The organism is Promicromonospora sp. NPDC050249 (assembly GCF_040656015.1).
Taxonomy (GTDB): Bacteria; Actinomycetota; Actinomycetes; order Actinomycetales; family Cellulomonadaceae; genus Promicromonospora.
Map to the genome: position 1 here is coordinate 125,361 of NZ_JBFAKY010000004.1, position 19,383 is coordinate 144,743.

At 72.7% G+C, this 19,383-nt stretch carries 13 protein-coding genes; 11 read left to right on the forward strand and 2 right to left on the reverse strand.

The annotated features are described in order from the left end of the window. The first annotated feature begins 138 nt into the window (after positions 1–138). From AB0I32_RS04595 to AB0I32_RS04635, 9 genes are all read left to right on the forward strand, one after another. Positions 139–1,683: a sugar ABC transporter ATP-binding protein gene (locus AB0I32_RS04595; RefSeq protein WP_357503339.1), complete on the forward strand. Its 1,545-nt coding sequence runs from the start codon at positions 139–141 to the stop codon at positions 1,681–1,683. Next, entirely contained in the window at positions 1,680–2,735 is a 1,056-nt protein-coding gene (locus AB0I32_RS04600; RefSeq protein ID WP_357503341.1) for an ABC transporter permease, read from the forward strand. Before AB0I32_RS04595 ends, AB0I32_RS04600 begins: the two co-directional genes overlap by 4 nt. Continuing rightward, positions 2,732–3,727: an ABC transporter permease gene (locus AB0I32_RS04605; RefSeq protein ID WP_357503343.1), complete on the forward strand. Its 996-nt coding sequence runs from the start codon at positions 2,732–2,734 to the stop codon at positions 3,725–3,727. The genes AB0I32_RS04600 and AB0I32_RS04605 overlap by 4 nt, the downstream gene beginning before the upstream one ends. Before the next feature lie 11 nt (positions 3,728–3,738). Further along, positions 3,739–4,755 carry a rhamnose ABC transporter substrate-binding protein gene (gene rhaS, locus AB0I32_RS04610; protein ID WP_357503345.1) on the forward strand — a complete coding sequence of 339 codons (1,017 nt, stop codon included), beginning with the start codon at positions 3,739–3,741 and terminating at the stop codon, positions 4,753–4,755. 368 nt (positions 4,756–5,123) lie between these two features. Continuing rightward, positions 5,124–7,046 (forward strand): N-acetylmuramoyl-L-alanine amidase, encoded by a 1,923-nt coding sequence (locus AB0I32_RS04615; protein WP_357503347.1) that lies wholly within the window; start codon positions 5,124–5,126, stop codon positions 7,044–7,046. A gap of 277 nt (positions 7,047–7,323) precedes the next feature. Beyond that, positions 7,324–8,499 carry an L-rhamnose isomerase gene (gene rhaI, locus AB0I32_RS04620; RefSeq protein WP_357503349.1) on the forward strand — a complete coding sequence of 392 codons (1,176 nt, stop codon included), beginning with the start codon at positions 7,324–7,326 and terminating at the stop codon, positions 8,497–8,499. Further along, positions 8,496–9,473: an alpha/beta hydrolase fold domain-containing protein gene (locus tag AB0I32_RS04625; protein WP_357503351.1), complete on the forward strand. Its 978-nt coding sequence runs from the start codon at positions 8,496–8,498 to the stop codon at positions 9,471–9,473. The genes rhaI and AB0I32_RS04625 overlap by 4 nt, the downstream gene beginning before the upstream one ends. Next, positions 9,470–11,566 carry a bifunctional aldolase/short-chain dehydrogenase gene (locus AB0I32_RS04630; protein ID WP_357503353.1) on the forward strand — a complete coding sequence of 699 codons (2,097 nt, stop codon included), beginning with the start codon at positions 9,470–9,472 and terminating at the stop codon, positions 11,564–11,566. The genes AB0I32_RS04625 and AB0I32_RS04630 overlap by 4 nt, the downstream gene beginning before the upstream one ends. Next, on the forward strand, positions 11,563–13,047 hold the full coding sequence (locus tag AB0I32_RS04635) for a rhamnulokinase family protein (RefSeq protein WP_357503355.1): 1,485 nt from the start codon (positions 11,563–11,565) through the stop codon (positions 13,045–13,047). The genes AB0I32_RS04630 and AB0I32_RS04635 overlap by 4 nt, the downstream gene beginning before the upstream one ends. A 120-nt stretch (positions 13,048–13,167) precedes the next feature. Here AB0I32_RS04635 and AB0I32_RS04640 read toward each other — a convergent pair whose 3' ends face one another. Together AB0I32_RS04640 and AB0I32_RS04645 are read right to left on the reverse strand one after the other, a co-directional pair. Further along, positions 13,168–14,349 carry a substrate-binding domain-containing protein gene (locus tag AB0I32_RS04640; protein ID WP_357503357.1) on the reverse strand — a complete coding sequence of 394 codons (1,182 nt, stop codon included), beginning with the start codon at positions 14,347–14,349 and terminating at the stop codon, positions 13,168–13,170. Then, entirely contained in the window at positions 14,346–16,229 is a 1,884-nt protein-coding gene (locus AB0I32_RS04645) for a heparinase II/III family protein (RefSeq protein WP_357503359.1), read from the reverse strand. The genes AB0I32_RS04640 and AB0I32_RS04645 overlap by 4 nt, the downstream gene beginning before the upstream one ends. A gap of 173 nt (positions 16,230–16,402) precedes the next feature. Here AB0I32_RS04645 and AB0I32_RS04650 point away from each other — a divergent pair, with 173 nt between their 5' ends. After that, on the forward strand, positions 16,403–17,425 hold the full coding sequence (locus tag AB0I32_RS04650; protein ID WP_357503361.1) for a hydroxyacid dehydrogenase: 1,023 nt from the start codon (positions 16,403–16,405) through the stop codon (positions 17,423–17,425). Then, entirely contained in the window at positions 17,422–19,323 is a 1,902-nt protein-coding gene (locus tag AB0I32_RS04655) for a DUF2264 domain-containing protein (protein ID WP_357503363.1), read from the forward strand. The genes AB0I32_RS04650 and AB0I32_RS04655 overlap by 4 nt, the downstream gene beginning before the upstream one ends. Positions 19,324–19,383: the final 60 nt, after the last annotated feature.

Consider the following 19,383-nt stretch of genomic DNA (forward strand, 5'->3'; position numbering starts at 1 on the left):
CGGCAACGGACGCGCCGGAAGTTCTTGACGCTCTGACCTGGCAGGTCTATCTTCCGAGGTATCGGTTTGAACGATTCAACCCGTGTGAGGACAGACCAGCGGTCATCGTCGACCGCCCGCACAGCTCGACGGAGAGACATGCCGAACGCCGCACCGACGCTGCGCCTCGAGGGGGTCGCCAAGTCCTTCGGGCCGGTGGCGGCGCTCCGTTCCGGCACCCTGGTGGTCCAGCCGGGCAGCATCCACGCCCTTGTCGGAGAGAACGGCGCGGGCAAGTCCACGCTGGTCAAGATCGTGGGCGGGGTGCACCGGCGGGACGCGGGCACCGTCGAGCTCGACGGCGAGCCCGTCGACTTCGCCGGACCCGCCGAGGCCAAGGCCGCCGGCGTCGCCGTCATCCATCAGGAGCCCGCGAGCTTTCCCGACCTGACCGTCACGGAGAACATCTTTCTGGGCCGCGAGCCGCTCGGCCGGTTCCGCCGGATCGACCGGCGCGCGATGCGCGAGGGCGCCCGGGACCTGTTCCGGGACCTCGGTGTCGACCTGGACCCCGACCGCCCCGCCGAGGGGCTCTCCATCGCGGACCAGCAGATCGTCGAGATCGCCAAGGCGATCTCGCTGGACGCTCGCCTCCTTGTCATGGACGAGCCGACGGCGGCGCTGAGCGCGGTCGAGGTGCGCCGCCTGTTCGCGGTCGCCCGAGGGCTGCGCGACGCGGGCCGCGCCGTCGTCTTCATCTCGCACCGCCTCGACGAGGTGGCCGACCTCTGCGACACCGTGACCGTCATGCGCGACGGCGAGCACGTCTCGACGGACGCCGTGGCCGACGTCACGCCCGACGAGCTCGTGCGCCGCATGGTCGGCCGCGACGTGGCCGAGCTCTACCCGAAGGTGCCGAGCACCGTCGGTGAGGTGGTGCTGCGGGTGGAGGGCCTGGAGTCGACGGGCACCTTCCACGACGTGTCCTTCGAGGTGCGGGCGGGCGAGATCGTGGGCCTGGCGGGCCTCGTCGGGGCCGGGCGCAGCGAGATCGCGCGGGCGGTGTTCGGCGTCGACCGGTATGACGCCGGCCGGGTCACCGTCGGCGGACGCCCCCTGCGGCCGGGCGACCCGGCGGCGGCCATCGCCGCGGGCCTCGCCCTGGTCCCGGAGGACCGTCGCCTGCAGGGTCTGGTCACGGAGTCGTCGGTGGGGCGCAACGTGTCGTCCGTCATGCGGCGGCGCCTGGCTCGCCTCGGCCTCCTGCTGCCCGACGCCGAGGCGCGGCTCGCGCGCGACTGGTCCGGCCGGCTCGAGGTGAAGGCAGGGGCGCTGGACGCGCTCGCCACCACGATGAGCGGCGGCAACCAGCAGAAGGTGGTGCTCGCGAAGTGGCTGGCCACCGGGCCGAAGGTGCTCATCGTCGACGAGCCCACCCGCGGGATCGACGTCGGTACCAAGGCCGAGGTGCACCGGCTGCTGTCCACCCTGGCCGCCGAGGGGCTGGCCGTCCTGATGATCTCGTCCGAGCTGCCGGAGGTACTGGGTATGGCTGACCGTGTGCTCGTGGTGCGCGAGGGGCGCATCGCCGCCGAGCTCAGCCGCGCGGAGGCGACGCCCGAGGCGGTGATGCGCGCGGCGACGCCGGGCGCGACCCGCAGTCACTCCGAGACCAGCGGCGCCGAGACCGAGGGGGCGGCATGAGGAACGTCCTGCGCCGCCGCGAGGCGGGCATCGCCCTCGCCCTCCTCGTGGTGATCGGCGTGACGACCGCGATCCAGCCCGGCTTCCTGCTCAGCGCGGGCGGCTGGCGGGACCTGCTGCTCACGCCCGCGATCCTCGTGGTGCTCGCCGTGGGCCAGGCGGTCGTCGTCATCACGCGCAACGTGGACCTCTCCGTCGGGTCGGTGCTGGGCCTCACGGCGTACCTGACCGGCCGGCTGTTCATGGAGGCACCGGACCTGCCCGTCGTCGTGGTCACGCTCGTCGCCGTCGCGGTCGGGACGCTGCTCGGCCTGGTCAACGGCTCGATCGTCGCGTTCGCCCGCGTGCCCGCCCTCGTCATCACGCTCGGCACGCTGTACGTCTACCGCGGCGTAACGCTGACCTGGGCCGGCAGCGACCGGATCGACGCCGGCGACATGCCGCGCGCCTTCCTCGGCCTGGGCACGCGGCAGGTGCTGGGCGTGCCGGTGCTCACCGTCGTCGCCGCGATCGTGCTGGTCGCCGTGGGCTACTACATGTACACGTCGCGCGGCGGGCGTCAGCTGTACGCCATCGGCTCCGACCCCGACGCGGCGGCGCTCCAGGGCCTGCCTGTCCGGCGTCGGCTGCTGTGGGCGTTCGCGCTGAACGGGGCACTCGCCGGGCTGGCCGGGGTGATGTTCGCCGCCCGCTACGGGACCGTGTCCTCCGGTGCCGGGACCGGCATGGAGCTGCAGGTGGTCGGCGCCGTCGTCGTGGGCGGCGTGGCGATCTTCGGCGGCAGCGGCACGGTCGCGGGCGCCGCCCTCGGCGCGATGCTGCTGCTGACCATCAACCGGGCGCTGCCCGTCGTGGGCATCCCCGACTTCTGGCAGCGCGCCGTGGTCGGTGCGCTCATCATCGGCGCCATCGCGCTGGACCGGGTGCTCGCCAACCGCCGCTCCCGGCGTCTGGCCGCCGAACGGGACGCGGGCCCGCCCGGCGGTGCGGCGCCACCCGGCGTCGGCCCACGAGGAGACAGCCCGAACGGCCGTGAGGAGGCGAGCGCATGAGGACCCACGCCCGTCCCTGGTGGCAGCGTGCGCTGCTCACCCGCGAGATGCTCACCATCGCGATCCTGGTGGTGGCCTGGATCGTCGCGTCCGCGGTGGTCAACAACTTCGACGGCCCGCTCACCATCACCTACCTGGCGCTCGACGTCGCCCCTGTGCTGCTCATCGCCCTGCCGATGACGCTCATCATCGCCACCGGGGAGATCGACCTGTCGGTCGCGTCGGTGGTCGGCCTGTCCAGCGTCACGTTCGGGCTGCTCCACCAGGCTGGGCTCGGCCTCTGGGCCGCGCTGCTGATCTCGGTGCTGCTCGGCGCGGTGTGCGGCGCGATCAACGGCGCACTGGTCGCATACGCGGGCCTGCCGTCGCTGGCCGTCACCATCGGCTCGCTCGCCCTCTACCGTGGCCTCGCCGTCGGCCTGCTCGGCACCACGGCCGTCACCGGCTTCCCCGAGTCCTGGACCGACGGCGCCACGGAGAAGCTGGGGGAGTCGCCCTACCCGGTCATCACCCTCGGGCTGCTCCTCGTGATCGCGATCTTCGCCGTGCTGCTGCACGCGACACCGTTCGGCCGGAACGTGCTCGACATCGGCCGCAGCAGCGAGGCCGCCCGGTTCTCCGGCGTCGACGTCAAGCGGACCCTGCTGATCCTGTTCGTGCTGTCCGGGGCGGTCTCGGCGCTCGCGGGCGTCTACTACACGCTGCGCTACGGCAGCGCGCGCGGCGACAACGCGACGGGTATGGAGCTGCAGGTGGTCGCCGCCGTGCTGCTCGGCGGGGTGTCGATCTTCGGCGGACGCGGCGCGATCCACGGGGTGGTCGCGGGCGTCCTGCTCATCGGGGTGCTCGGCAGCGCGCTGCGCCTGGAGGGCGTGACGGTCAACGTCATCAACATAGTGATCGGCACGGCGCTGGTTGTTTCCGTGGTCGCCCCGCGCATAGCGGGCGGCCTGAGAGTCCGACGGCGGAGCGCCGTCGGGCAACGAACGTGAGGAGACGGACGATGAAGTTCACATCTGTGCTCGCGGCCGGCACGGCCGCCATGCTGGCGCTCGGCCTGACCGCCTGCGGTTCGAGCGACGGCGGGGGTGGCGGTGGTGGCGACGACGCGCTGACGATCACCGTGCTGCCCAAGAACCTGGGCAACCCGTACTTCGAGGCGTCGACGGCGGGCGCGGAGGAGGCGGCAGGGGAGCTGGGCGCCACGGTCGAGGAGGTCGGCCCGGACGCCGCCTCGCCCGACGCCCAGGTGCCGTTCATCAACACCGCGGCCCAGCAGGGGGTCAGTGCCCTGGTGGTCTCGGCCAACGACCCGACGGCGATCGGCGACGCGCTGGAGGAGGCGCGGTCGGCAGGCACCAAGGTGGTCACGTTCGACTCCGACACCGAGCCGCAGTTCCGGGACCTGTTCGTCAACCAGGCCTCGCCCGAGGGCATCGCGGACAAGCAGCTCGAGCTGGTCGCGGACCAGATCGGCGGCGAGGGCGAGATCGCGATCCTGTCGGCGTCGGCCAACGCGACCAACCAGAACGCGTGGATCGCGCTCATGGAGGAGAAGCTCGCGTCCGACTACCCGGACATCGAGCTGGTCGAGACCGTCTACGGCGACGACGACGACCAGACGTCGTTCGACAAGACCGCCGCGCTGCTGCAGTCGCACCCCGACCTCAAGGGCATCGTCTCGCCCACGACCGTCGGCATCGCCGCGGCAGCGCGCTACGTGTCGACGTCGGAGTACAAGGGCAAGGTCGCGGTGACCGGGCTCGGCACGCCCAACCAGATGCGGGAGTACGTCGAGGACGGGACGGTCGAGGCGTTCGCGCTGTGGAACCCGACCGACCTCGGCTACCTGGCGACGCAGGCCGCCGCGGCCCTGGCTGCGGGCGACATCACGGGCGAGGAGGGCGAGACCTTCACCGCGGGGCGCCTGGGCGAGTTCACGGTCGGGGCAAACGGCGAGGTGCTGCTCGGTGAGCCTTACGTCTACGACGAGAGCAACATCGAAGACTTCGACTTCTGAGCCGTCGCTCGGCCAGGACTCGGCCGGCACTCGACCGTGTGATCGGTAGAACGTCAGGTGATCGGCAGCCCGGGTTGCCGATCACCTGACGTGGTGCCGACGAGCGGCTGGTACGGCCGCGGCGCGGTGAACTGCCGCGACCGTGTTGGCCGAGGTTCACCCGCTCCGGAGCGGGTGAGATCGGGGTTCACGCCGGTCGGCCGCTATTACTGTCCCTCTGGTATTTGCGCCGGTCCGCGCTGTGCGCGGACCGGCGCTCTGATGCGAGGAGGAAGCAAGTGGCCCGGCACGTGGCAGCACCGACATCCCGATCGAGGCGTGGGGCCTCGTTCACACGCAGCGTGGTGGGAAAGACGATAGTTCTCGGGATGGCCCCGACGATCGTGCTAGGTGGCGCGCTCGCCCCGGCGGCGACGGCGCTCTCGCAGGAGCCGTCCTTCGAACCCGAGGGCACCTCGGCACCGTTGACCCCCCAGGAGTCGGTGCTGCCCGACGCCGGGCCGGCGGCCGCGACGGTCGAGAACATCGCGATCGCGGCCGCTCCCGCCGCGTCCGAGCGGGTCAGCGACGTCACCACGGCCTCCCCCGAGGTGGGGACCGCCGCCGACACGGTGGCCGACGGCGAGGTCGTGCTCGACACGACCGACTCCGCGGGCCGCATAGCGGGTGAGGTGGCGGCCCCGGGTGGCTTCCAGACCGTGGGCCTGCGCTGGCCCGCTGCCATCGACGCCGCCATGCCGGAGCTACAGGTCCGGGCCTTGGCCGCCGACGGGGCGTGGGGTGAGTGGGCGCACCTGGAGAAGTCCAGCGACGTCCCCGACGGCGAGCAGACCGAGTTCATGTCCGCTCCGGTCCACGTGGGCGACTCCGTCGCGGTCCAGGTCGCCACGGTCAACCCGACGGCCACGCTCCCCGAGGGCGCCGAGCTCACACTCGTCGCCTCCGACCAGGTCTCGACGGCCGCTGCCAAGACATCGGGCACCGTGGCCGCCACGTCGGACACACCCGGCCCCACGATCATCACGCGTGCCGAGTGGGGAGCCGCTCCGCCGCGCGCCATCCCCGAGTGCCCGCCGGACGGCGCGATCAGCACGCCCGGCACGTCGTGGGGCGCCGGCGACCGGCTCGAAGGCGCGGTGGTGCACCACACGGTGAACCCGAACGACTACGCGACGGTCGCCGAGGCCATGCAGCTCATCCGCAACGACCAGGCGTACCACCAAGAGAGCAACGGCTGGTGCGACATCGGCTACAACTTCCTGGTCGACAAGTGGGGAAACATCTACGAGGGTGCCCAGGGCAGCATCGACGCCCCGATCATCGGAGCGCACGCCGGCGGCTTCAACAACAGGACCGTGGGCGTGTCGATGCTCGGCACCTTTATGAGCGAGGCGCCGTCAGCCGAACAGATGGACGGCGTCGCCCAGATCGCTGGGTTCCGGCTCGCGGAGTATGGCGTGGACCCGGCACAGTCGGCCACCTTCACGTCGGCCGGCCTCACGGACACCGGCCGGTATGACGCGGGCGAGCAGGTGGTGCTCCCACGCGTGTTCGGGCACCGCGACACGCACTACACCGCGTGCCCCGGCGACCTGGGCTACCCGCAGCTCGCGAGCATCCAGGCTGCTACCGCCGACTACGCCGAGCAGTACGCCGAGTACCCAGAGCAGACGTTCAACCTGGTGCAGGCGATCTACCGGGACAGCTTCGGGCGTGAGGCGACGCCAGCCGAGGTCGACGGGTGGGTGCCGCGGGTGGCGGAGAGCGGCCCCGGCGTCCTGGCCGACGGGATGGAGCAGTCGAGCACCTACCGCCGCGTGCGGATCAACGAGGCGTTCCAGACCACGCTCGGCTTCAAGCCGACGAACGCCCAGATCGCGGCCCACCTCGAGCTCATCAAGGGCGGGCGCAACATCGACGAGCACGAGGCCCTCCTGATGGCCACGAACTCGTACTACTACCGCGTGGGTGGCACCGAACGGGCCTACATGACGGCACTGTTCCGGCACATCCTGGGCCGTACGCCGACGGCGAACTCGCTGACGTCCTGGGTGAACGCGCTGCGCGGATCGTCCCGCACCGCCATCATCAAGCAGCTGTGGGACCACCCGGACGCGGTGCGTAACCGGGTGGTGGACACCTATGGGCGCTACGGGGTCACGCCGACCGCATCTGGTACCGCGGCCTGGGTGGAGGCGCTGCGCACGGACTCGGTCCGGGGTGAGGCGCCGATGCGCCGCGGGATCATCGTCTCCAGCGGCTACGCCGCTCGGGCCGACGCGCGGTACTGAGGGCCGCGATCTGCTGGACCGCTGGCGGCCGTCGTCCCTAGGAGGCGGCCGCTGCCGGCGTTTGGTCGCCCGAAAGCCCGCCGCCATCAAGTGGTTGAGCATCGAATTCGCGCTGGTTGCATGCTGGACCGCTTGGACGCGGCGGAGTTCCACCAACCGCGCTCGTCGCAGATGGGGTTGACCGGGGGAGCACCCGCCGCATAGGCTCCGACTGAATCGTTTCAAGACGATCGTTTCAAGATGGTGCACGAGGAAGTGCGCGGAGAGGAAGGACGCCATGGCGGCATCCACACGAACCGAGGCGGCCAAGTCCGCGCTCCGGCAGCAGACGATCGAGCTGCCGTCGTGGGCGTTCGGCAACTCGGGGACGAGGTTCAAGGTCTTCGGCCAGCCGGGCGTACCGCGCGACCCGTTCGAGAAGCTGGCCGACGCCGCACAGGTGCACCAGTACACCGGCGTGGCCCCGCGGGTCAGCCTGCACATCCCCTGGGACCTCGTGGACGACTTCGAGGTGCTCGCCCGCCACGCCGAGGACCTGGGCGTGCAGATCGGCATGATCAACTCGAACGTCTTCCAGGACGACGACTTCATGTTGGGCTCCCTCGCCCACCCCGACCCCCGGGTCCGGGCCAAGGCGGTGGACCACCACAAGCAGTGCATCGACGTCATGCGTGCGACCGGCTCCAAGGACCTCAAGGTCTGGCTCTCCGACGGCCTGAACTACCCGGGCCAGGACTCGATCCGCGCCCGGCAGGACCGGATCGCCGAGTCGCTGGCCGAGATCTACGCCGCGCTCGACGACGACCAGCACATGGTGCTCGAGTACAAGTTCTTCGAGCCCGCGTTCTACATCACCGACGTCCCGGACTGGGGCACGTCCCTGCTGCACGTCATGGCCCTGGGCGACCGGGCGAAGGTGGTGCTCGACACCGGCCACCACGCGCCCGGTACCAACATCGAGTTCATCGTGGCGCAGCTCCTACGCCAGGGGCGGCTCGGAGCCTTCGACTTCAACAGCCGCTTCTACGCCGACGACGACCTCATGGTCGGCGCCGCGGACCCGTTCCAGCTGTTCCGGATCATGCACGAGATCGTTTCAGCCGGCGCCCACGCGCCGGACAGCGGCGTCAACTTCATGCTCGACCAGTGCCACAACATCGAGCCGAAGATCCCGGCCCAGATCCGCTCGGTCATGAACGTCCAGGAGGCGACGGCGAAGGCGCTGCTCGTCGACGTCGAGGCGCTCACCGCCGCCCAGCTATCGGGTGACGTGCTCGGCGCGCACGCTGTGCTCATGGACGCGTACGACACCGACGTCCGCCCGCTCGTCGCCGAGGTGCGCGAGGAGATGGGCCTGGACCCGAACCCGACCGCCGCCTTCAAGGCGTCCGGGTACGCCGAGAAGATCGCCGCCGAGCGTGTCGGGGGCGCCCAGGCCGGATGGGGCGCGTGAGCGGCATCGTCGGGGACCGTCTGCTCGACGGCCCCCACGGCGACCTGCGGGTGCGGGTCTACGAGCCGGCGGCCGGCGCCGACCGGGTGGCCGGCCTCGTGTGGGCGCACGGTGGTGCGTTCATGTACGGCGACCTCGACATGCCAGAGGCCGACTGGGTGGCGCGGCGGCTCGCCGACGTCGGCGTGGTGGTCGTGAGCGTCGACTACCGGCTCGCGCCGGACCTCGACTACTGGGACCCGGCCGGTTCCGCGGCACCTGACGGGGTGCGGTTCCCCGTGGCATCCGAGGAGGTCACGTTCGCCTACGGCTGGGCGCGGGACGCCGGTCTCGGCGTCGGCCCGGAGCGCTGGTCGCTGGGCGGGGCGAGCGCCGGCGGCAACCTGGCGGCCGGCGCGTCACTCCGCCTGCGCGACGCGGGCGGCCCGCAGCCGCGGTCGATCGTGCTGGCCTACCCCGTGGCGCACTACGAGCTCCCGGCGCCCAGCCCGGAGCTCGCCGCGAAGATCGCGGCGCTGCCGCCCGACCGGGACTTCCCGCCCGAGGCGATGCGTGCGATGGGCGCCAACTACCTCGGCAACAGCGACGTGCCGATCTCCCCGTACGCCCACCCCGGAGGGCAGGACCTGCGCGGGCTGCCGCCCACGTTCGTCGTCACGTCCGACCACGACGCGCTGCGGTCCTCCGGCGAGGCGTACTGCGCGGAGCTCGCCGCGGCCGGCGTCGACGTGCTGCTCGTCCGCGAGGACAGCACGTACCACGGCCACCTCAACGAGCCGGGTACAGCGGGCGCGGCACGCAGCATCACGCGTATCGCGGCCTGGCTCACCGTCGACGGGCTCGTCGGCACACCGCACGAAGCACCGCACCACCACGACGTCACGCCTCCGCCGGCCGAGCTCGCCGGGATCCCGGTCTCGGCGAGCCCGACCGACGAGGCCCACCCCACCGAGACGGAAGCAGCAGCCCGATGACGAACCAGACTGCCGACGCGACTGACAACCCGACGGTCACCTCGCTCGTCGCCCGCTCGAACCGGCTGGGCGCCGACCCCCGCAACACCAACTACGCGGGCGGCAACACGTCCGCGAAGGGGACCGCGACCGACCCCGTGACGGGCGAGCCCGTCGAGCTGCTGTGGGTCAAGGGCTCCGGCGGAGACCTCGGCACACTCCAGCCCCAGGGCCTGGCCGTGCTGCGGCTGGACCGGATGCGCGCGCTCGTCGATGTGTACCCGGGCCTGGACCGCGAGGACGAGATGGTCGCCGCGTTCGACTACTGCCTGCACGGCAAGGGTGGCGCGGCGCCGTCGATCGACACCGCCATGCACGGCCTGGTCGACGCCGCCCACGTGGACCACCTCCACCCGGACTCGGGGATCGCGCTGGCCGCTGCGGCCGACGGCGAGGCGCTGACCCGGGAGATCTTCGGCTCCGATGTCGTCTGGGTGCCGTGGCGTCGGCCCGGATTCCAGCTCGGCCTCGACATCGCGGCGATCAAGGCCGCGAACCCGCAGGCCATCGGCTGCATCCTGGGCGGGCACGGCATCACCGCCTGGGGTGACACCTCGGACGAGGCGGAGGAGCGGTCGCTCGGGATCATCCGGCGCGCCGAGGAGTTCATCGAGTCGCGGACGGCGGCCCTCGCGGCCGACGGCGTGCACGCGTTCGGCGCCGTCCGCCCCGGCTACGAGGCCCTGCCCGACGCCGAGCGGCGCGCCCGGGCGGCAGCGCTCGCCCCGGTGATCCGTGGCATCGCGTCAGCGGATGCGCCGCAGGTGGGCCACTTCACCGACTCCGACGTCGTGCTGGACTTCCTCGCGCGGGAGCGGCTGCTGCCGCTCGCCGGGCTCGGCACGTCCTGCCCCGACCACTTCCTCCGCACCAAGGTGAAGCCGCTGGTGGTGGACGTTCCGACGTCGGCCACCGTGGAGGAGACCGTCGCCGCCCTGCGCGAGGCGCACACCGCCTACCGCGCGGACTACGCCGCCTACTACGAGCGCGGCGCGGCGACGGCGCGGGCCCGCGGCGAGGAGCCGCCCGCGATGCGCGGCGCCGACCCGGCGATCGTGCTGGTGCCGGGCGTCGGCCTGTTCTCGTACGGGCGCAACAAGCAGACGGCGCGCGTGGCCGGCGAGTTCTACGTCAACGCGATCAATGTGATGCGCGGCGCCGAGACGATCTCGACCTATGCGCCCATCGCCGAGGACGAGAAGTTCCGCATCGAGTACTGGGCGCTCGAGGAGGCGAAGCTGCAGCGCATGCCCGCGCCGAAGCCGCTGGCGACGAGGGTCGCCCTCGTGACAGGGGCGGCGTCGGGCATCGGCAAGGCGATCGCCCAGCGGCTCGCGGCCGAGGGCGCGTGCGTGATCGTCGCGGACCTGGATCTCGCGAAGGCGACCGACGCCGCTGCCGAGCTGGGCTCGGCGGACGTCGCGATCGGTGTCGCCATGGACGTGTCGTCGGAGGCCGCCGTGCAGGCCGGGATCCGGGAGGCCGTGCTCGCGTTCGGCGGCGTCGACCTCGTGGTGAACAACGCAGGGCTGTCCCTGTCGCGGTCCCTGTTCGACACGACCGAGGCCGACTGGGACCTGCAGCACAACGTCATGGCCAAGGGCTCGTTCCTGGTTTCACGTGAAGCGGCGCGAGTCCTGGTGGACCAGGGGCTGGGCGGCGACATCGTCTACATCTCCTCGAAGAACTCCGTGTTCGCGGGGCCGAACAACATCGCCTACTCCGCCACCAAGGCCGACCAGGCACACCAGGTGCGGCTGCTCGCCGCCGAGCTGGGGGAGCACGGCATCCGCGTGAACGGCGTGAACCCGGACGGCGTGGTGCGCGGGTCGGGCATCTTCGCGTCCGGCTGGGGGGCCAACCGCGCGGCGGTCTACGGGGTGCCGGAGGAGAAGCTCGGCGAGTTCTACGCGCAGCGCACCCTGCTCAAGCGCGAGGTGCTGCCCCAGAACGTGGCGTCCGCCGTGTTCGCGCTGTGCACCTCGGACTTCTCGCACACGACAGGCCTGCACGTACCCGTCGACGCGGGCGTGTCAGCGGCGTTCCTGCGGTGAGTGACTCGACCGAGACCGCCGGCTTCGTCGCGATCGACCTCGGCGCGACCAGCGGCCGGGTGATGCTCGGTGTGGTGGACGGCCGGCGGGTCGAGCTCGTCGAGTGCGGGCGGTTCCTCAACGGACCCGTGCCCGGCGAGCGCGGCGAGCTCCGCTGGGACGTGCGCGCGCTGTGGCGCGGGATCCTCGACGGGCTGCGGTCCGCGGGCGACGTCGCGCGCGAACGGGGCCTCGAGATCCGTGGGATCGGCGTCGACTCGTGGGCTGTCGACTACGGGTTGCTCGACGGCGCCGGCGAGCTGGTGGCGGACCCGCACTGCTACCGGGACGCGCGCACCGAGGGGGTCGCCGCCGAGGTGTACCGGCAGATCTCGTTCGCGGATCACTACGCGGTCAACGGGCTGCAGAACCTGCCGTTCACCACGGAGTTCCAGCTGGTGGCGGGGGTCTCGACCAGCGACGCCGACGAGTGGGCTCGGGCCGAGCGGCTTCTGCTGATCCCCGATCTGATCGCCTACCGGCTCACCGGGCGTCGGGTCGCGGAGGTGACCAACGCGTCGACCACCGGACTGCTCGACGCTCGCTCGCGCGGCTGGTCGGCCGACCTCCTGGACCGGCTCGCCGCGGCACGTCCCGAGCTCGCCGGACTCCGCGACCGGCTGCCGGAGCTCGTCGAGCCGGGCACCGCCGTCGGGCACCTGCTGCCGGAGGTGCGGGAGGCGACGGGGCTGGGCGACGTGCCCGTGCTCGCGGTCGCCTCGCACGACACGGCCTCCGCCGTGGCGGCGGCGCCGCTCGGGGCCTCTGCGGCGTACATCTCGTCGGGGACGTGGTCGCTCGTCGGGCTGGAGCTGCCGGCTCCCGTGCTCACCGAGGCGAGCCGCGCAGCGAACTTCACCAACGAGCTCGGGCTCGACGGCACGGTCCGGTACCTGCGCAACGTCATGGGGCTGTGGGTGCTCGACGAGTGCGTCCGGGCCTGGGCGGCAGACGACGGTGCGTCCGTCGACCTGCCAGGCCTGCTCGCCGCCGCAGAGGCCGAGCCCGGAGGGCGCTGCCTCGTGGACGTCGACGGCGACGAGTTTCTCGCCCCGGGCGACATGCCCCGCCGGGTGTCCGCCGCCGTCGCCCGCCTCGGCGTCGAGCTGCCCGGTACGCGGCCGGCCCTGGTCCGCGTGATCCTCGACAGCCTGGCCGCGGCGTCCGCTCGGGCGATCTCCGAGGCATCTGCCCTGGCAGGCGTGGCTGTGGACGCAGTGCACGTGGTCGGTGGCGGGTCGCAGAACGAGCTGCTGTGCCGGCTCACGGCCGAAGCGGCGGGGCTGCCCGTGATCGCGGGACCGGTCGAGGCGACGGCCCTCGGGAACGTGCTCGTGCAGGCACGCGCGGTCGGCGTCGTGTCCGGCGATCTGGCGGCGCTCCGCGAGGTGGTGCGCGAGAGCAGCTCCCTGCGGCGCTATGACCCCGCGCCGGGAAGTTAGCCGGCGGGCACGTGCGGGCGGAGGTGCCGGGCAATGCATACCCGGGCGAGGTGTGTTGCGCTCAGTAGACATTGTGCACTGAGCGCAACACACTCCGCGGATTAGGTCTTTCTCCGAGCCTCAGCCGCGGGGAGCGCTGGAGGCGCGCACGATCAGCCGCGGGCTCAGCTCGATGCGGTGCACCGGCCGGTCCGCCCCGGTCACCGCGTCGCCGCCGTCGCTGCCAGGCGACGCCGCGGCATCCGCCCGGGCCGCAAGGCGGCGCATCAGGAGCTCCAGCGCGCCCGCGCCGATCGCCGCCTTGGGCGGCCGCACCGCGGTGAGCGGCGGGTCGGCCAGGCCTGCGACCTCGTCGTCGTACGCGATCACCGCGAGGTCCGCTGGCACTCGCACGCCGCGCTCCTGCGCCTGCTCGACCAGCGAGATCGCCTCCCGGTCGGAGTGCACGATGAGCGCCGTCGCTCCGGTCTCCGCGCACCTGTCCAGCACGGCGGCGGCCTCGTCGGCCCAGTCGGCGTCGAACATCGGCACGGTCTCCAGGTCGACCACCACGTCGAGGCCCAGCTCGTCCGCCACCGCGAGAAAACCACGCCGCACGGCGGCCGAGGTCGGGCTGGTCCGCGACGTCACCAATCCCACCCGCCGGTGCCCGCGCTCCGCCATGTGCCGCGTGGCCACGCCTGAGCCGAGCGCGTGGTCGGTGGCCACCGACTCCAGCGGCTCGCGGTACGGGCCGGTCGCCAGCCGCCGTTCCATCAGCACCACCGGGACGCTCAGGCCGGCCAGCCACTCACCGAGCTCGGCGGCTTCGGGCCCGTCGACGGGCGGCGCCACGAGGAGACCGTCCACACCCGGTCCGCCATCCTCCCCGACGAGCGCGGCCACCTGGCGCCGGACCTGGTCGACCTCGTACGACGCGCCGCGCAGGATCAGCCGCACCTCTCCGCGCGCGGCGTCCCGCGCGCCGCGGATCACCTCGGGCCAGTAGTACTCGATGGAGGGCACGACCATGCCGATGGTCAACTGGTCGACACGGTCGCCGGAGGCCGGATCGGGCTGGGGGATGCCGGTGCCGGCACCCGTGCGAGCACCGAGGCCCGCGCTACGGGCCGGGATCCGGGCGCCGCCGTGCACCTTCTCCAGCGTGCCGTCCGCGACGAGCAGCGCGAGGTCGCGTCGCACGGTCACTGGTGTCACGCCGAGTACACGCGACAGGTCGCTCACGCGCGCCGAACCGGTCTCCCGCACTCGCGCGATGAGGCGCGCCCGACGCTCGCTGGGGAGCGGCGCTTCCTCAGTCATGCAACCTCCTGCGGTACGGACCCGGTGGGTCTCATGGTTACTCGGAACGTGCCGGACGGCGCCTCGGTACGCGCGGTCAGCCGCAACCGGGTCAGATGTGTGCCCCAGACGGCCGACAGCTCGGCGTCGTCCAGCTCGCGCACGTCCAGCTCGGCGTCGACGGCATCAGGATCCCAGGTCAGGGAGAGTACGCGTGCCGTCGCCGGGCCGTCGTCCGGGGTGAACCGGACCTGTGCACGGCCGGTTGTGAGCGTGACGTCGCCGGCCAGGAGCCAGTGCCACGCTGTCGAGCCGTCGGCGGACGCCACGGGCGCCGCGTCCGAGAACGTCCAGGTGTCCTCGACGGTCACCGTCTCGGCGCCCGGGTCCAGCGTGGTCTCGCGCCACCAGTGCTCGAGCCCGTCCACCGGATAGGCCCCGCCGAGATCCAGCAGGGCCCGCCAGCGGCGGGAGTCCGCTCCGCCGTCAGAGACCTCGAAGCCGCGCGCGCCGAACCGCTCGCCCGGGGCCTGCTCCACGCCGCGCACCCGGGGGACGTTGTGCCAGTCCCCCCGGACCATCCACAGGTCGTACCGGTCCGGTCCGAAGGTGCCCGCGCGGTACGTGGGCTTGCCGGCGTCGGCCACCACGGGTACGCCGTCGAGCGCCACGACGACCGAGCCCACGTCCACGTGGTTGTGGTTCTCGCCGTTGTGCCCGCCCTTGACCGAGACCGCGAGGCCTCGCGCGGACCCGGGCGCCGAGCGGGCCACGGCGATCCCTGTCGAGGGGAAGTGCGCCCACCCGACCAGGGGCGGAGCGGCGGTCGGCGCCTCGGCCCACGCGGCGTCGGAGAGCAGCCGGACGGCCCGGGGGAGGGAGGCACGTTCGTCGAACAGGCCGCCCGGCAGCCTGCGGTGGGCGGACGCGTGCCGGGCGGCGTCGCCGTCGCCTACGCGCAGCGCCCAGGCGTGCACGACGTTCCACGGCCACGTCGCGAGCGGGCGCGCGACGCTGTCGGCCACGTTGACGTACCAGCCGCCGCCGAGGTGCATGGAGTGCGGGAACGCGATGGTCGCGCGGATGCGGTCCAGCGCCGCCGGTTCCGGCTCGGTCCCGGCGAACCGGAGCAGGTCCTGCGCCTCCAGCGCGCGGGCGGCGCCCTGCCACCAGTAGCTGTAGCCCTCGTCCACCCCGCCGTCGGCGGGCAGCGACGCCCAGTAGGCGGCTATCCCTTCCGCGACGAGCGCGGTGACGGCCCGGCGCCGGTCCGGGTCCTCCTCCAGCGCGAGGTTGGCGGCCAGCACGTTCCCCTGGATCCACGGGCTCCAGTTCATGATCGGGTGGTCGACGCCGAGCCACCACCAGTCGCGGCGCTCGGTGAAGGGCCGCAGCACCCTGGCCTGGGTCTCCTGCCGGATCCGCCACCGCACGCCGGGGGCGCGCTCGTCGAGCACCGGGCCGAGCAGGTGGTCGATCCACGCGAGCTGCGCGGCGACCTCGCCCGCCCCGAGGTCCAGGTACGGCTCGGTGACGGTGGGCGTGACCCGGCCGAACCGGGTCTGCGTGTCGTCGTGGGCCGCCCAGCACCAGGTCGACTGCTCGCACAGCAGCAGGACGCCGTCGACGACCTCGTCGACTCGGTCCGTGCGCGGGTCGAGCAGCGCCGCCAGCGTCGCGCGGGTGAGGCGCGCGTGCCGGGCGGCCACGTTCGCCTCGTAGACCGTGCGGTCGCCGTCGCGGAAGAACCTGGCGTACTGCGAGGCGAGGGTCTGCGGCCACGGAGTGCCGCGCTCGGCGTCCGCCGTCGCCTCCGTCGGCACGAGGGCCTCGACGACGCGGTCGGACGCCCAGAAGCCCCGGTCGGCGACGTCGGGAGCAGGCAGCGGCGCTGCTGTCATGTGCTGTCCTCCAGTGATCGAAAATGATCGTAGAGGATTTCTCTGCCGAGAGCCAGGGGCTTGCCAAGGCCACGTGGCGTGGGCTTCAATGAGCCATCGTCCGATCGTAGTTGATCGGAACTGTTCGGCTGGATGATCAGGCGAACGCGAACTCGATGGGGAGGAGAGCTGTGGTGCGGCGACCTGAGGTCCTGCTCGTCATGGACGACCGAGCGCGGAAGATGCAGTTCGGTCCTGAGGAGGAAACCCGGCTGCGCGAGCTCGCGCTGCTCGGTGAGCCCGTACGCGTCACCGCCTACGACACGCCAGAGGCCAAGGAACGGCTGGCGGACGTCGAGGTGCTCCTCACCTCGTGGGGTGCCCCCCGGATCACCGCGGAGGTCCTCGACCTCGCGCCGAACCTGCGCGCGGTGCTGCACTGCGCCGGCACGGTCCGGCCGCTCGTGTCCGACGCCGTCTGGGAGCGCGGGCTGCTCGTCACCAACGCCGTCGCGGAGAACGCGCTGCCGGTCGCAGAGTTCACGGTGGCCGCGATCTTCATGGCGGGCAAGAAGGCGCCGTTCCTCGCGAACATCGCCCGCACGCGGCGCGACGACTGGTCCTACCTGGGCGAGCACGAGGTCCTGTCCAACCGGGACCGGGTGGTCGGGATCGTCGGCTTCTCCCGGACCGGGCGCCAGGTGGTAGCGCGGCTGACCGTGCAGGGCTCCGGCCCCGAGACGCGCGAGCTTCTCGTCGCGGACCCGTTCGCGGACCCCGCCGCCGTGGCCGAGGCCGGTGCGCGGCTGGTGCCGCTCGACGAGCTGCTGGCCGCCTCCGACATCGTCTCCCTGCATGTCCCCGAGCTGCCCTCGACGCGCAAGCTGATCGGCGCGCGCGAGCTGGCGCTCCTGCCGGACGGCGCCACCCTGATCAACACCGCGCGCGGCGCCGTCGTGGACACCGCGGCGCTGGAGCGCGAGTGCGCGACCGGCCGCATCTACGCGATGCTCGACGTCACGGAGCCGGAGCCGCTGCCGGCGTCGTCGGTGCTGTACGACCTGCCCAACGTCATGATCACGCCGCACATCGCCGGTTCGCTCGGGACGGAGACACGGCGGATGACCGCCGCCGCGCTCGACGAGCTCGAGCGGTACGCACGGGGTGACTCCCCGCGGAGCGCCGTGACCCGCGCCGACATGGAGTTCGTCGCATGAGCCGCGACGTCCCCGTCATGCAGACCGGGCCTGAGGCCCGCGCCTGGCTCACGGCCTACGCCGACCGGCTCCTGGCCGGGGTCCGGCCGTACGCCTCGCCGAGCGGGTCGCTCATCACGCTGCCCGGCAAGCCCGGCGGGTACGGCACCGCCGTCGACGGCCTCGAGGGGTTCGCGCGGACGTTCCTGCTGGCCGGCTTCCGGCTCGCGGGCGAGGACGGGGAAGACCCGACGGGCCTCGCCGAGCGGTACGCGGCAGGGCTGGCGGCAGGCACCGACCCCGCACACCCCGAGCGCTGGACCCGGCCGGAGGAGCACGGCCAGGCCAAGGTCGAGGCAGCCTCGCTCGCCCTGATCCTCGACATGACGCGGCCCTGGATCTGGGACCGCCTGTCGCCCGAGGTGCAGGAACGGACCGTCGAGTACCTCGCGTCGGTCGTCGGCGACCTCGACTACCCGGACAACAACTGGGTGTGGTTCCGGATCGTCGTCGAGACGTTCCTGCGTTCGGTCGGTGGCCCGTTCTCCGCCGACGACATGGTGCACGACCTCGCGGCGCACGACCGGTTCCACCGTCCCGGCGGCTGGTTCGCCGACGGTCCCGAGCGGAGCTTCGACCACTACACGGGCTGGGCCCTGCACCTGTACCCGGCTCTGTGGGAGCGGATGACGGGCGCCGCGGAGGTCGCGTCGGCGGCCGGCGACGACCTGACGACCCGGTCGGCAGCCGACCGCGAGCACCTGGCGCGCTACCTCGACGACGCGCTGGCGCTCGTCGGGTCGGACGGCGGCCCGCTCATCCAGGGCCGCAGCCTCACCTACCGCTTCGCGGCCGCCGCGCCGTTCTGGGCCGGCGCCTTCGCCGGAGTCGGCCGCCCCGGGCAGCTCAGGGAGGCCGCGACGCGGATCGTGCGGCACTTCGCCGCGCACGACGTGCCCGGACCGGACGGCCTGCTCACCCTCGGCTGGCACGGCCCGTGGCGTCCCATCGCACAGCGGTACAGCGGCCCCGGGTCGCCCTACTGGGCGAGCAAGGGCCTGCTCGGCCTGGCGCTCCCTGCGTCCCACGAGGTGTGGACCGCCGCCCCCGAACCGCTCCCCGTGGAGGTCGGTGACGTGCTGGCGATCGCCGCCGCGCCCGGCTGGGCGATCAGCGCCACGCGCGACGACGGCATCGTCCGCGTGATCAACCACGGCACCGACCACGCGGTGCCGGGGGCCGACGTCGGCGACTCGCCCCTCTACGCGCGGCTCGGCTACTCGACGGCGACCTCGCCGCTGCTCGACGCCGAGGCGTGGGACTCGCCCCTGGACCAGTCGGTGGTGCTGCTCGACGCCGACGGCCTGGCGACGCACCGCACGGGTTTCGAGACCGGACCGGTGGTCGAGCCCGTCGAGACCGCAGCCGTGCTGTCCTCGACGGCCGAGGCCCACTGGGTCGAGCCCGACCCGACCGTCCCCGACCACGGCTCCGGCCGGCCGGGCACCTCGACCCCTGCGGGCCGGATCACCACCGTGTCCCTGGTCCGCGGTGCCTGGGAGGTGCGGCTGGTGCGCGTCTCGGCGCTCGCCCAGGCCGGGACGATCGAGACCACCGGGGCCACGGCGCTGCGGATCGGCGGCTGGTCCGCCGGTCCGGGGCTCGTCTCCACGGTGGTCCCGCTGCTGGGCGACGTCGCACCGGTGTGCGGCGAGACGACCTCCGACGACGCCACCCCGTTGGCCGGCCCGACCGTGACCCCCTGGTCGCGGTACGCGCCGGTCCCGGACGGGTGGGTAGCCGTCGGTATCTACCTGGCGCGCACGCCCGCCATCGGGCAGCCGCGCCTCGAGCTCACCGCCGGACAGGCCGCCGTGACCTGGCCGGACGGGGAACAGACCACGGCAACCCTGCCCTGACCACACACGCCGCTCCCGACAACCGCCAGCAAGGCGTCGTGGGAGCGGAATACTCGAAGG